Origin of the sequence: Paraburkholderia sp. RL17-337-BIB-A, from assembly GCF_046025895.1 — a bacterium.
In the GTDB taxonomy this organism is placed as follows: Bacteria; Pseudomonadota; Gammaproteobacteria; order Burkholderiales; family Burkholderiaceae; genus Paraburkholderia; species Paraburkholderia fungorum_C.
Genome location: NZ_JARESY010000002.1, coordinates 2101012 through 2115129, shown reverse-complemented (window position 1 = coordinate 2115129; position 14118 = coordinate 2101012). Strand labels below are relative to the sequence as shown.

Here is a 14118-nt window from a genome sequence, read left to right as displayed (position 1 = left end):
TCACTGGTCGTCCGTTCCGGAAATTGAGGGGCAGATATTTGTGCAGGGTCTCTCTGGGCGGTGCGGCAAAATGCATACCTTGGCTTCTCGGTTCGCCCACGGCAGGCGAAACCGAATCCGAACTTCACTGAGGATTTGCCGGCTTGACGGAAGCTGAAGAACTTGCAAGGTTTCTTTGCGCGTTCGAGCGAGACGGACAATTGCCGCCGATCACAAAATTACTGCGTGCCCGAGGCAATCCGGACGCCTGATGGCGCCACTGCATGATATCCGTGGGCGTGTTGAACGCTCGGCTCAAGACGCGTGGGCGCGCCTTGAACCTTACAGCCAACATCTGCCTGATCTGAGCGAGACAAAAATGGCAGTTGCTCTGAACGAACTGATCGTTAAAGCAGCGCCACTTGATCTCTTCGCGGTTGACACGCGTCGGCAAACCGGGCCACCTTAAAAACCATCAGCAGCACTATAGATTTTCTTCGTCGAGTCGTTTCGCCACGGAGCGCCATGAAAGGCTCGGTAATGCCTTCAGTGCGTCCGAGCAGTCTATCGATTCCGTAGGACGAAGCAGTACCGAGTCAGGATCGTTGCAGGGAAAAGTGATCACTTGATTAAAATACACTGGAAATAGTGTACAATACTTGTCTATGCCCTTGGGCGCGACGGGATGTCGCAGGCGCAGTGCTTCCCGTCAATGCGCGTAAGTGTTTTTGCATTCGTAAGGCATTCTTGCGAGCAGAGCGTCGATGTTTGGGAGCTCTTGATGCAACGAATCAAGCAGTAAGCCTCGACCAGATTGCCGATGCATTGCCACAAATACGTTCGATGCCCTGCGCCTGACGTTTCACAGTCGCGATTCTGTGCCGCCGACTCGGCGGGAAATCGGTCGCCGTTTCATTCAGTGTCGGGTGTGGCTTGAACGCGTTTGGTGGCACGCGCCGGATTGGTCGCCATGTCATGTGACCAAATCTTTTGAGTTGTCAGGAGAGTAACCGTGCAATTGCAAGTCGCTTCGGACCTCCATCACGAGCTCGCAGCCACTTCCTCTGCGTTGGCAGACCCTTTGCCTCCAGCACGCGGCGCGGATGTCTTGGTACTCGCCGGGGACGTTCATGAGGGCACAGCCGCTATCGACCTCTATCGGGACTGTCCAATTCCCGTCGTGTACGTCCATGGCAATCATGAACCGATGCACCACAGTTATCCGGCACTCATCGACGAGCTGGAAGAGCGTTCGTACGGAACGTCCATCAGGTTCTTGCAGAACGATGAGGCCTTCATATGTGGTACCAGGTTTTTGGGCGCGTGTATGTGGAGCGACTACGCGCTTTTTCCGCTTCGATTCAACGATTCGCTTGAATATGCCAGGCGCGCCGTCGCCGACTATCGGCTGATTCGAACGGGGGATAATCGGCCTTTTCATCCCGAAGACGCGATTGCGCACCAGCAAGAGACTTTGCTCTGGATACGGGAGCGACTGGATGCACCATTTGCCGGCAAAACCGTTGTGGTCACCCATCATTGCCCAAGCGGCCGGTCCATCGAGCCCCGTCACAGGGAACACAAACTTGCACCTGCATACGCATCCAACCTCGAGCTCCTGGTGCAGAGAGCCGATCTGTGGATCCATGGACACGTTCATTGGTCCGTGGACTATCAACTCGGCAGATGTCGTGTCATATGCAATCCGCGAGGACGCCCCGGGCGAAACCGAAGCTATCCGGCCGTTCCGTACAAGAACGCAGATTTCGATCCGACTTTGACCGTCGAGATTTAATCACACTCTTTGAGGTCACGCGATGACGATTGGGGTTTATACATACCGCGACGATGTAGTGCTCGAGCGTTGGTCGATAAGAGAGACCGACACGGGTGCGAGGCACTTCGTTGGCTTTAACCTCGTGAATAACGAGGGCCGCGTCAGCACCCCGATAGTGAATTTCGACCCAGACTCGCGCACGGGCACAACAGAAAGCGGAAGCACCTACACGCTGGTCGGGCGAGCCGGCCGCGACAGCGACGGGGAATATGTGTGGGGCCATGCAGCGAGAGCGTGGAAGGTAAAAAACTGGAGAGACGTTACACCAGAGTTGGTGCCCGACTGGCGCATGTGGCTGCCAAAATGCAAGCGAAATGACCACGGGGACAGCGAGGGCGAACTTCTGTCGTACTGGGACCTGACTGCCCAGCCCGCTCAATCGAACGACGGGTTTCGAGTAGATGCAGTGCGATATCGAGCGAGCGTCTACACGCGGCGCTATGGTGACAAGGTGAATACTTCCGAGCCGATTTCAACTATTAATGGAAATGGTTCAATTGTGTTTTTTCGCCCAGTTCCCGCTAATAATAAATTGCAGTTTCTGGTCGCAATGCGAGTTCTGTTGACGGAAAGATTGAAGCGAGCCCAGTTGATCGACGAGATTTCGCATATTCAGCCCTGCATGACCGTGATCCTCGAGAATTTGTCTCGCGTGAACGATGAAACCGGCGAGCAGGTAGCCCGACTTAATCTTACCGTCCATGACGGAAGCTTAAGCGGACGAATGGTAATCGCGGATCATCCTGACCTGAATTACGGACCCGTATCACTACGCAGACGACGAGGAGTCTGGGATGCAGTGCTCCGGATGCTGCCAGATTGGGGTGACGTTGGCTTGATTTCCCGCATGGATTATTGAATGAATCGCAATCAATTAGTGATATGGCGTGCACGCGCGTATCAGGGAAGTGTGCTCGGTCCTGGCTCGCCAGCGCCCGAAGTGTCGGAGGTCCTTGGTACGGCTGCGCTCGGTCCCGACTTGTCGACAGGTGACAGCTTCAACGAGCGCATCGTGTGGCATGTTCATCGCGTCATCGCGGTGCAGATTGAGTCTTCGCCCATGAGCGACCTCAATCCGGTTACTGCACTAAGACCCTTCATGACGATCGCGATTGAAACGCGCAACGAAACCGACTGCGAACGCGGAGATCCGTGGAGTCAGGTCGCACGGCTTGACCTCATTTGCGACGGTCGTGCTGCTCATGCGGGAATCTTGGTGGAAGGGGCTCCTGAGAGGCTCCTGTCGACCATTTCTGTGCTGGACGGAGACACGGCGTGGTCGGTGTTTGTCCGCTTGCTTGCACTACCAAGGAATCCGGCTTGTGCAAGGAACGCCGGACGTTCAAAAGAGCTTTCCGAGGCCACGTCGCTAACATGCGAAGACGATGCGCGGAGGCATTGCATGATCGGAGGGCGAATTGAAGTTGAGCCGCAGAAAAATCAGCACGATGCCGAAAGTTATTCCAGTTTTTAGTTTCGGCGAGAAACGTCGACTCTTGCGATCCGTTCGACAAATCGTTGTCGACGAACCAGTTTTCTCAGCGCTCCAGGCGATGTCAGATCAGGAGTTAGGCCATCGATTCAAGAGTGCATTGCGCTGCTCGCTTCGAGTGTCGCAGCGCTCGCGACGAGGCGTCAGACGACGACATGCCCAACGCTGACAATCCCGTAATGTTCAATGTCATTTTTTTCTTAACTCAACGCGATGCCCTGGCGAACACACCTATATGTCGTTTGACCTGCAAAGTTGAGCCGATATTACGTTTAGTGACAGGTATCAATGCTCTTTCGCAGGTCCCGGCTTCGACGAGGGCACAAATCATCTAGGAGCCGGGCAGTGTAGGCATGGAACATCGACACGCTAGAAGTAATTTGAAAAGGATTACGATGACGGTTCCGGATGAACGTACTCGAGCGGTGCTGAGAGCACGTGACCTCTTGACGGAGTTGGCGACCGCACCACACGACGTAAATTTAGATGTGTTGCGGGAGAGGGCGCGTACGCTGCTCCGACATTATCCAGACCTTGTGCATCTGCGTCTTTCGGCGGCGATGGCTTCGGGCATTTGGGGTGACCCTGACGCGAAGTGGCATGACTAGATGTGTGGGACATGAACTGACTGTCCCACGCTTGCAAGAGCGACGAGTCCACCGGCTGAACGATTTGAATGCCCTGCTTTGCCTGAGAAAGAGCGATGGTTAGAGCATTCCTTGAGCGACAGCCACGTCGCCGACGACGTCACGCGGATGAGAACCTGTTTGCGTGCTGCTGGCGAACTGGCGGCACAAACTGATGTTGACCTCGTACGGCATGTCCGACTATTCAGACAGCCTCTGTACCGGTTGGCTCGCGTTTCCAGATTCGAGCGATCTGCTACTACGCGTTCTATTGATGCGCTTGCCTCAGCGACGCGGCTGAAGGGCCGGAGTGTCGGAGGTGAAGCAGGGGGGCCAGGCGATGACGCGAAAGAGTAGGAAAGTCGGACCGCTCATATGGCGGGTCAAGGCCTACGATGGCGAGTGTCTGGAGCACGGCTCCAGCCTTCCGCTCGTCGCTGAAATCAGTGGCAAGATCACTAAAGAAGCAAGCAGACCAATCCAGAGCGACAAGGCACAGCGATGCTTGCTTGCAATGGTCGTAGATTTGAATAACCGTCGCAGCAGCAGATATCCGCTGACACCGTTTGCGCAAGTGGGTTCTTCGATGACTGTATGCGTCGAACAGATGAATCCGGCTGACGACAATGCTGGCGAACCAATAGCGCGCCTTGATTTGACGCGGGAGGGAAATCGCGCGTTCGCAAGCCTGCTGGTGGCAGGTCAACCGCGCATTGATCTCGAGCCAGTCGATATTGCTTTGGGTATGCGCGGCCGAAGAAAAGGCATCACAGTCGGCAAAAAAGCAGAGATAGCCTGGTGAATGCTTCGGTGTGCCGGTGACTTGCCGATTAGTTTGATCAGGTGAGCGGCTGTCTTGCGGTTGAAGTGTAAGCCTGTCAAGAACAAGGGGGCATTTTGTTTCGATCAATCTTTGACTCATCTCAGCGTTCCTACACGCTGTACTACGACGAGTCCAACAATCACAGAAAGTTCTACATCAACAGCGGTCACGATAGCTACAACGTCGACAACGACCCAGGTCGAAAGCAGGTTGCTGCGACCAACTTCATGCTCGGAGGTCTCGCGCATCACGGGGAATCCTGCACTGCGGATCCTCAGGAACTGATTGCCAGCCTGCGGCTGCAAAAAACAGCGAAAGAGTTGAAGTTCGAGCAGGTTGCTTCGGGTTGTTTCGACCTCGTACTGAAATCAGCGCGGATCAAGCAGATTCTAAAATGGATCCTTGAAGGCGATCTGTTTGTTCACTATTTCAGCTTGAACATGGAGTATTGGGCGTTTCTGGATATCGTCGACGATTGCATTTACCACTGCGTTCAGAGTGACCGGCTGAGAGTTCCTGACGGACAAGCGTTGGCCTTTATCAACCTTCAGAAAGATGCGCTTTATCGCCTGCTCGCGAGCGACAAGGCACGATTTCTGGCGACGATGCGCCGATTTAACTATCCGGCGATCGAGGGTCAGGAAAGGGAATTTATTCGAGCATTGCTCGAACTGTCACGGAGCAGAATTGGGGTGCTCCGGTCGAGCGCCGGGCCGGCAGACGATCAGTTAGAGCCCATCCTCGCGTTCAGCGAATTGCTAACCGCCTGCTGCGACATCGACGATATGGGGATGACAGTCAACGATGAAGCCGGCGCGCTGATCGATGGTCTCTCGGTATTCTATCAACATCGAGGGCAGTTGTTCGCAAACTCTACCCACGTGTTTGACGATGAGTTCTCCGTAGACGATGACCTGGCATTGCTTCATGAGGCTGACCCAGGCATTGAATTCAGTCACCGGTTTGTGAACTCGCTGAACAGCCCACTCACCCAGATATCAGACGTCGTGGCGGGGCTTTTTGCAAAATACTTCGAGTTTATCGAGCGCAACTCTGTCGACACGCTCGTTGCGATGCGTGATTCATTCAACCCATTTCAGATGGAAGCATTAGGCTTGATGGGGGGTGTCATAGACAAAAGCGACCAAGAGTGCCAACACTTCCTGCACTATGTCATGCCCGCGAGTTCTCATAGAAAGCACGGGATATTCATGTTCCCGGACGAATACATGGGCTAGCGAATCGCACGAGTTGCTCCGGACGGTGCGGGACCGCCTGCGCCCAACTTTTCAGGCGGACCGAATCGAGGGGATTAAATGGTGGATTCCCATTGCATAAACGTTGCAGTCGACCTGAAGACTGGTCGTTTCGGCGACGGTCATCGCCCCCTGTTTTTTGCGTCTACATCCTGCTGTACCTCTGGCCGGACGGGCTTGTCATGGTCGGCGTGCTTGTGACTTTGGTCTGAGTTGACTTTCTCCCTGACCTCAACCTGCGGCTGTCACGCCGGGCGCGAAAAGGACGGGGATTCCTGCTGCCAGACGGCAACGTCCTGCGGCGAGAATGTCCTCTGCCGAAGTAAGTGCCACTGAGAAAGACGGTGGGGTGTACGCGGCCTAACCTGGCGGCGCTTCCCTACGCCTTGTCCGGAGCCGGGAACATCTGGGTATGCGCAGCCTGGAAGGTGTCACGCCACTGTGCAGCTTCGGGTGCCAGCTTGGCTAGGTTAGATGGGAGGTTTTCCATTCCGGTCCCAAGAGGGGCGGCCACATAAAGCAATGTAGGGCGATGAAACATTTTGGTCCCACACCTGATTCAGTACGCGTCCATACCGTGTAAATAGTCCATGCCCCCACTTGTGGACCCTTCATAGCAAATATGCTGGATGGCGTCCTTGCTGAAGTGTGCTACAACGGAGTGCATCATCTGCGAAGTCGCGACCATCAATCGAGCGGTAGGCTGAAGATATTCGTCTTCGTTGAAGCGTGCGTAGGGATATCGGTCAACATCGAATGCTCCAAGCAACACGCTTATCCCGTAGGTAACGCACCAACATATCGCGCGCAATTCATCCGGTGTTATCCCTCTAGTTTCCATCTTTAGCTCAGTCATAAAAAGAGGACCCAGCCAGCATCCGGCGACAACATCCGCATCTACCTCTGCACATCGTCGGATGTCATCGTTGCCCGCGTGATGCTCCACCACACGTTCGTGGTACCGAAGGAGGTGAGCGGCTTCGTGCATGGCATAAAATAGGACGCCATACTTAACACATTCGTAAGCGGCCAGCGAACCCGTCTTGACCGACTCAGCTAACCGACGGTCACAGTTGGCTGCCAGCGATGAGGCAGCAATGCCGCGATGTCGCTGGCCCTGTGGGTCGGCAGTCTCGTGAGGATGTCCTTCAGGTAGGCGCGCGGGTCGTGCCCGTTGAGTTGAGCCGAGCGTATCAGGCTCATGCTGGCGGCAGCGCGCTGGCCTGCTCGTAGCGAGCCGGCGAACAACCAGTTAGCCCTGCCGATGGCCCATGGACGTATCTGGTTTTCGACCCAGTTGTTATCTATGGGCACGTGCCCGTCGTCGAGGTAGCGCGTGAGCGCCTCCCAGCGTTTGAGGCTGTAGTCCAGCGCTTTCGCAATCGCTGAACCTTCCGAAACCAGCTTGCGCTGCGCCACCATCCATTCGTAAAAAGCATCGCACACCGGTTTGGCCCGGCTCTGGCGGAGCCTGCGGCGCTCCTCGGCATCCAGCACTGCAGCGTCGCGCTCGATTTCGTAAAGAGCAGCGAAGTACGGCATGGCCTGTCCAGCGATCTGGCTGCTGTGATTGGCGCGCAGATCGAAGAACTTGCGCCTCGCGTGCGCCGCACATCCGATTTCGGTGATGCCTTGCTGGAAGCCAGCCTCGTATCCGCCGTAGTCGTCGCACACCAGCTTGCCCTGCCAGCCGGCAAGGAAGGTGCGGGCGTGTTCACCTGCACGGCTGACGGCGAAGTCGTAGACCACGGCGCGCAGCTCACTGAAGTGCGTGGGCGTATACGCCCACAGATACGCCCGGTGTGTCTTCCCCTTGCCGGGACTGAGCATCTGTACCGGTGTCTCATCCGCATGCAGCACTGCCTGCTGCAGGATTTCCTGATGGAGTGCGTCGACCAGCGGCTGCAGTTGCATACCGCATGTGCCGACCCAGGCACCCAGTGTCGATCGTGGTATTGCCACACCCGCCCGCGCAAAGATCTGTTCCTGACGATATAGCGGCAGATGGTCCGCGTATTTGGCAACCAGCACCGAGGCCAGCAGTCCCGTGGTCGGGATACCTTTGTCGATGACGTGTGCGGGCACCGGCGCCTGAATCAGCGTTTCGCAGTTCTTGCACACCCACTTGCCACGGATATGCCGCTCGACCGTGAACACGCCTGGCGTGTAGTCCAGCTTCTCGCTGATGTCCTCGCCGATGCGCACGCGCTCGCAGCAACACTGACACACGGTGCTGTCCGGCTCGTGGTGGATCTCTGTGCGCGGCAGCTGTGCCGGCAGCGATGCGCGTTTCCGTTGCTGGCGTGACTGGTCGGCGGCGGTTTCCGGCAAGCGAGCTCCAGTTCGATAGAGGCCAGATCCGCATCGACCGCTTCGTCCAGCAGGCTCATCTGATCGCTGCTGAGCTGTTCGCTGCGCCGGCCGTACTGCTGGCGCTTGAGGATTGAGATCTCGTGGCTCAGTTGCTCGATACGGGTCTGCTGGTAATGCAGCTCGCGTTCGTTCTCGTCGACCTCACGCGTCTTCTCCTCAATCCCCCGGTCTCTCTCCTGCACCTGGGCAATCAGTTGCGCTGCGAGTGCGCGCAACTGTTCAGGGCTGAGGGCGTTGAGGTCGGCAGGCAGGTTCATGCAAACCAGTCTGCCAGAACCCCTGGCACCGTGGAAGCAGAACTGTTTACGTCCCTGTTAGCCTCATACGACGCGAATCACACCGCTCGGGCCGATGCGCTGCCACGGCAAACCCACCACCAGACCTGCGAGCTGTTCCTACGTAAGCCCGTGATGCTTCGGTTCGCTACCAGCGTGAGGCCAGACGAACCGCCCCAGGTTCAGCTGTCGCGCTGCCAGCCAGATGCCAATTCCGTCGCGAACCAGCACGTTCAGGCGGTTGGCCTGCCGGTTGGCGAACAGATAGGCATGGTGTGGATGCGCAGCGCCGAACACCGTGACCACCCGCGCCAGCGCCGTATCGAAGCCGGCACGCATGTCCAGCGGGTCGACTGCCAGCCACACCTCATCAATGCGGATCACGCGAGCCACTCTCGCAGCCAGGCGGCACATTGTGCTGCCTCTGATGTCGGCCAGCTAACCGTGATCGACTGGTCCGCGCGGCGCACTTCGACGCGGATCTCAGCCGGGCGCACGTTCTTCGTGTCGAGCGGAGCGGTACGAATGCCGGCGCCACTGCCGACTGCACCGCCACATCGCTACGTGCGACGAGAAAGCGCTCGTTCCCCTCGGCCTGTTCTACCCAACGTCGGAGCAGATTCGCGTTCAGCTCGTGGTGCAACGCGATGGCCACGAGCGATATTCCTGGCCCCTAGCAGGCTGCTACCACCTCGGCTTTGAACTCAACGCTATAGCGACGGCGTCGACGCCGGCCAAGTGGGACCTCTTCTTCGATAGTGCTCACGTGTCCACCTATTTTTAGTGGATACGATGCTCCCAAGACAATCAACACAACTCAAGATGGGATGGCTAGGCGCTTACAGTTGACCCTGATGCGCTGTTGCTGGTGTTCCCGCAATACCCCGATTTTTCCGACGGTGTGGTTCTCCGCGACGTCATCGTGCCCGAAAACCTCTGGACGTGTGAGAGTGTGCTATGTAGCGAAAAGCAATACGAATTTTCTAGCTGGAGGAGCCGGATCCAGCGGCGTCGCCCCATTCGAATGTGAGCGCGGAGCGGTTGGCGGTTGTTTTCATGGGAGAGGTTCTTGGGGATTTTCGCCTGCCTCCCAGATGATAGTGGACTTCTCCGGACCCAGACGCCGGCCTGCGGCCAGTCGCGCGAGCGGCGCCAGCAACTAGAGTGGGTTTAACGTATGGAGGCCAAGCATGTTGCGTGTGACTGTGGAGCTCTTTCCAGGAGGGAGCGAGAATGGCAAGCGGATCCTCGCGCATGCTGACATTTCAAACGTTAAGCCCGGAGCCCTCGCGAGCTATCGGGTCCAGCTCTTCGATGACGTGCTCGGCGATATCGGCACCTCGCTTCTGACAGAATATCCTCGGATGGCCACGACTATCTGGGATCTGGTTGGCCGGGGCATCGCCGTTGCGCTTACGGGCAAGGAGCAATTGCCCGAACGACCTCTTTTGCCTGACGTCCCTGTCCACAAAAGCGACGGTGACGGCTCGGTACCCTATGTCAGGTTCGCAGAAATTCCCGAGCCTGCCCGAACGTTATTTAAACGGAGAATTGCCTTCTCGACCTGTCCCGTAATCGATCATGATCCTGACCCGATGGACTGTGCGTATCTGTGGGACTGGGAGGATTTTCTAGCCGGTAGGAGATGACGACGCATACTGACGTGCCGGTTCGAACTGTGGGGAAGCTTAGAAATCGGTCGTCGCGTTGTCGGCCCGAACAGCCATCAAAGTTCCTTTTCTGGCAGTGGATTGTTCGTCGTGACATGTAAACCTGAAGCCGCCTCTTCCCGCCGTCGCGAACCTTCCCGGATAAAACGATGGCCGCTCGTTCTTGAATCGTTTCGACCAGTCGAACTGGTTCATGCCCGGACCCACAGTCAACCATCGTGATTTCGCGAAGTCGTGCCCGACTCCCCCCAGGTTCTTGCTGGTCGTTTTTTTGCAAATTCCCCTTGTTGAGTCCGGAAACCGGCAGGAAACCCCGATGACCCTTTCCCAGCAACTGCTCGATCTGTCTCAAAACCACTCGGTATCAGAAGATAACGTGCACTACGTTCGGGTTGACGAAATTCCTGAACCTGTGCGTACAGAGTTTCGGGCGTGGCTCAGGTTGGCCCAGTGTCCGGTGATCGACGGCGAAGGCCCGTGTGCATATGCGCACGATTTTGAGCTTTTTCGGCAGAGGCGTGAAAAGCTGCGGACCTAGCGGATGGTCCAGCCCTTCACTTCGGCGACTCCCTATATTTCCGGGAACGTTCCGCCTTCACCGACTCCTTATACAATCTTGACGGCTGGGGTTAACAGGTCAGAGGCTGTAAACGGCAAATGCAGGGTCCGGGCTGTAACGGACGCTGGTCTTGGGAGGTGAGGTATGGCGCAGCAGTGGCTGGAGTATCTGAAGCAGAGTGGTTGGCTGGACGTCCTGAAGGTGGTTGGCCCGTCGAGCGTGATCAGTGCGACCATCTCAATCGGATGGAACGCCAGGAGGGACGCGGGACAGCGCAAAGCTGACAGGAAGGATACGGCGCTGTCCGTGGCGCTCTCCCTGGAGGGCTACGCCCGCATTTGTAGAGCTATGATGCACCGCGCAGACTGGGCGTCCAATGAAGCGATGCGCACCAATACCTATCAACCCATTAGCGGCGTCAAGCTCCCTGACTTCTCGTTCCCCGACAAGATTGAGTGGAAGTGGCTGAAGCACAAGGGGACTTCGGGCTTCGCGAGTTCCCCGCCACGCTTCACTCCACCCGTGAATACCTCGGTTCCGTCTGGGATACGGCGACCCGATCGAGATTTCCGACGAAGTGGAATTCGAATGCGCAAAGGCGGCGAAGCAAGCACTCGAACTGGCGCGGATGACGCGCCGCAACTATGGTGTGGTGCAATGGAAGCCGGGCGCGAAAGACTCGGACCTCGAAAGGGAGCTTTCCGACTACATTACTCGCTCAGAAGAGAAACGCAGGACGCTGCGCGAGCGTCATAAGCAGTTCGCAGCCGATCTGAAGCTGGAAACCGCGCCGACCGATCAGAAGTGAGCCATGACCCTCTCCATCGCTCCGTACGAAATCTATCGAACCCACATGCTTGAGTTCAAGATGCGCCTGCAACGGGCTGAAAGTATTTCGCAGTCGAAGTCACCGATGACAGGACTGGTCGCGCTCGACGTGGAATTTTGCTTTCTCCAGATTCGGAGAATGGTCGAGCTGATAACGTTTTCGGCTGCGCTGAGCGAAGAGGCTCGATACAAGAAGTTGCGAGAAATACAGAAGACCGAGAGGAAGCGAGACCATGGAGATCACACCAAGGCTTGGGAAGCGGCGGAAATCCTGAAGCGGCTCTCCAAAATGGGCGTCCACGCTCTACCGATACCAATCAAGGCGATCGCCAGGACCGGCCCGGGAACATGGCACTTGGATAGGTCGAACATTGCGGTTACGCACGGCAGGCTTATCGAAATCTACAAGAAATGCGGGGGCTTCCTGCACGCCAAGAACCCGCTCGGCAAAGACTTCGCAAAGCTTGTGAGCGCGGAGCGAGCCAAGTATGACGGCGCTCGCGAGGAAATTCGCAAGTGCCTCCAGTTTCTTCGGGAACTCATGCGGCATCACGCGGTAGTGAGTTTGGAATGGTCTGACGAGCTTGACCCGAGGGAGGCGGCAAGCCCTCAGAAGGTTTGGCTTGTCGGCTTTGGTAGCGAAGCCCAGCAGCACGTCAACCTGACGGTGGGCGAAGCACAATGACACTTAAAGGAAAGCAAGTGGCGCAAGAGACCCCGGTAAAGTTGAACATCGTCGAGGCCGCAAACCAAATTCAGCAAGGCTTGGAAACCTATGCGCCGGCTACTGCTCGCGGGCTGGCCATACTGAACTCCGTCAACCTGAAGCTGCTAACCATCGCCCAGGAGATCGGTCCGCAGCTCGCCCCACTTTTCGGCGCACTGGCTCAAATTGACTGGACTGAGGCAATGCGACGGGTAGACGAACTGCCGGCGAAGTCTAAGGCGGCAATGACTGTTGCCGCAGCTAAAGGCTGGTTCTTTGGCTGGAACGATTCGTTGCAGAGTGTGATGGAGCTGGTTGAAAAGCTCGACGTAACGCGAGAGCACACGATAGATGAGGTCATGGCACAGTATTACCGCGAGAACCTTCAATTTTTGACGGATGAGTTGGTCAGCCGCCATCCAGACAGAGCGCCCGTGATTAAGGCGGCGGTAAATGCGCACAGAACAGTCGGCGGCGACGGATATTTTTTGTCGATCCCGGTCTTTATCGCACAGGCGGACGGCTTACTGACCGAGATCACGAAGGTGAGATCCGCCTTGATGAAAGAGGGACGAGGACAGCAAGAGCTGCAAGCTTCGAAGGCGCTACGAGAGCAACTCGCGGCAGATCAGGAATCGCTCGATTTGATCCACCCGCTTCTGAAATTGCACGAACTGGATTTCATGAAAAGCACTGACGCACGTAAGCTCGCCGTGCAAACCACTGGCGAAGCCTTCACTGCGCTAAATCGCCATCAGGTCATGCACGGCGAGTCTTGGGATTACGGCACAGAGATGAACAGCCTCAAAGCTTTCTCGTTGTTGGCGTTTGTCGGCACTCATCTGCCATCGGTTCTGGAGCACGAACGATCGAATGTGGCGAGCGATAACGGCATGCCAACACCAACGGTGGAGTGATCGAACGCGGCGTATGCGTCGGCGCGCGTCGTAGGAAACATTTCCTCCTGGGCGGCCCAGAAGTCCATTGCGCCGTCGCCGACTGCCAGCAGCGGTCCGGCCTGCAGGCCAGGAGCCTTCAGGTCGAGCAGCAGCTCCTGCCATGACGCCTTCGACTCCCGGTACCCGTCGCCGATCGCAACACCCTCCTTTCGGCCCTCGGGCGTCGCGCCAATGCTGACCAGCAGGCATTGACCGTCCGAGTTCTCGCTGCGCAGCCCCGTGTGGATGCCGTCGACCCACCAGTACACGTAGCGCGACTTCGACAGTTCACGCCGGCTTCAACTGGTATGCTCGTCGGCGCCATTGCGCCTTCAGGCGGCTTACCACTTCGCCGACAACCCCTTGGCGTCCTCGCCCAGCAGCACGCTCAGCGCTTTGCTCATATCGCCGGTCGAAATGCCTTTGAGATACAGCCACGGCAGCGCGGCACTCACGCGCGGCGACTTCCTCACATACGGCGGCACAATCGATGAATTGAACTTCACACCTGATCCAGATCGATCGCGATCCGATGAAAAGAACATGAGACTGTATGATTGAGCCTGGCTCACCCATCGCCGGCCGGGGCGCACGGATGCGGCGGAATTCCAAACCCGATAATGTCGACTCCAACCGATCCTAATCAGCCAGATAGTCAATCTGCCGGCGGCAGCAACAGAGCGGCAGGTGAGCCAGCGCCAGCAAGTCCAGAGTTGACCGGCGGCGCGGGTTTTTCGTTTGAGGATGGCGCCGTCG

Annotated in this window: 12 protein-coding genes and 2 pseudogenes; 11 read left to right on the top strand and 3 right to left on the bottom strand. The window is 57.0% G+C overall.

All coding sequences use genetic code 11. The annotated features are described in order from the left end of the window. Positions 1 to 991: 991 nt before the first annotated feature. From P0D84_RS30220 to P0D84_RS30195, 6 genes are all read left to right on the top strand, one after another. The gene (locus tag P0D84_RS30220) at positions 992 to 1774 is read left to right on the top strand and encodes a metallophosphoesterase (RefSeq protein WP_408342700.1); all 783 of its coding nucleotides are present in this window, start codon (positions 992 to 994) and stop codon (positions 1772 to 1774) included. A gap of 22 nt (positions 1775 to 1796) precedes the next feature. Then, positions 1797 to 2675, top strand: a complete 879-nt coding sequence (locus tag P0D84_RS30215) for a hypothetical protein (RefSeq protein WP_408342698.1) — start codon at positions 1797 to 1799, stop codon at positions 2673 to 2675. After that, positions 2676 to 3290, top strand: coding sequence for a hypothetical protein (locus P0D84_RS30210; protein WP_408342696.1), 615 nt, complete (start codon positions 2676 to 2678; stop codon positions 3288 to 3290). A 371-nt stretch (positions 3291 to 3661) separates the two neighbouring features. Beyond that, positions 3662 to 3916, top strand: a complete 255-nt coding sequence (locus P0D84_RS30205) for a BPSL0761 family protein (RefSeq protein WP_408342694.1) — start codon at positions 3662 to 3664, stop codon at positions 3914 to 3916. Positions 3917 to 4253: 337 nt separating this feature from the next. Next, positions 4254 to 4736, top strand: coding sequence for a hypothetical protein (locus tag P0D84_RS30200; protein WP_408342692.1), 483 nt, complete (start codon positions 4254 to 4256; stop codon positions 4734 to 4736). A gap of 95 nt (positions 4737 to 4831) precedes the next feature. After that, positions 4832 to 5995, top strand: coding sequence for a DUF3800 domain-containing protein (locus P0D84_RS30195; RefSeq protein ID WP_408342690.1), 1164 nt, complete (start codon positions 4832 to 4834; stop codon positions 5993 to 5995). Between the two features lie 1074 nt (positions 5996 to 7069). Here the strand turns inward: P0D84_RS30195 and tnpC are convergent. Both tnpC and tnpB read right to left on the bottom strand, forming a co-directional pair. After that, positions 7070 to 8643 (bottom strand): annotated as a pseudogene (gene tnpC / locus P0D84_RS30190) (IS66 family transposase). Positions 8644 to 8781: 138 nt separating this feature from the next. Next, complete coding sequence (gene tnpB, locus P0D84_RS30185) at positions 8782 to 9045, bottom strand: IS66 family insertion sequence element accessory protein TnpB (protein WP_408342688.1); 264 nt, start codon at positions 9043 to 9045, stop codon at positions 8782 to 8784. An 806-nt stretch (positions 9046 to 9851) separates the two neighbouring features. Here tnpB and P0D84_RS30180 point away from each other — a divergent pair. The 5 genes from P0D84_RS30180 to P0D84_RS30160 all read left to right on the top strand — a co-directional run bounded on the left by P0D84_RS30180 (position 9852) and on the right by P0D84_RS30160 (position 13341). Next, positions 9852 to 10310 carry a hypothetical protein gene (locus P0D84_RS30180; RefSeq protein WP_408342686.1) on the top strand — a complete coding sequence of 153 codons (459 nt, stop codon included), beginning with the start codon at positions 9852 to 9854 and terminating at the stop codon, positions 10308 to 10310. 337 nt (positions 10311 to 10647) lie between these two features. Beyond that, positions 10648 to 10869: a hypothetical protein gene (locus P0D84_RS30175; protein WP_408342684.1), complete on the top strand. Its 222-nt coding sequence runs from the start codon at positions 10648 to 10650 to the stop codon at positions 10867 to 10869. Between the two features lie 598 nt (positions 10870 to 11467). Then, positions 11468 to 11698, top strand: coding sequence for a hypothetical protein (locus P0D84_RS30170; RefSeq protein WP_408342682.1), 231 nt, complete (start codon positions 11468 to 11470; stop codon positions 11696 to 11698). 3 nt (positions 11699 to 11701) lie between these two features. Then, positions 11702 to 12403: a hypothetical protein gene (locus tag P0D84_RS30165; RefSeq protein WP_408342680.1), complete on the top strand. Its 702-nt coding sequence runs from the start codon at positions 11702 to 11704 to the stop codon at positions 12401 to 12403. A gap of 17 nt (positions 12404 to 12420) precedes the next feature. Beyond that, the gene (locus P0D84_RS30160; protein WP_408342678.1) at positions 12421 to 13341 is read left to right on the top strand and encodes a hypothetical protein; all 921 of its coding nucleotides are present in this window, start codon (positions 12421 to 12423) and stop codon (positions 13339 to 13341) included. Positions 13342 to 13364: 23 nt separating this feature from the next. Here P0D84_RS30160 and P0D84_RS30155 read toward each other — a convergent pair. Next, positions 13365 to 13889, bottom strand: a pseudogene (locus P0D84_RS30155) (transposase); the annotation flags it as partial. Positions 13890 to 14118: the final 229 nt, after the last annotated feature.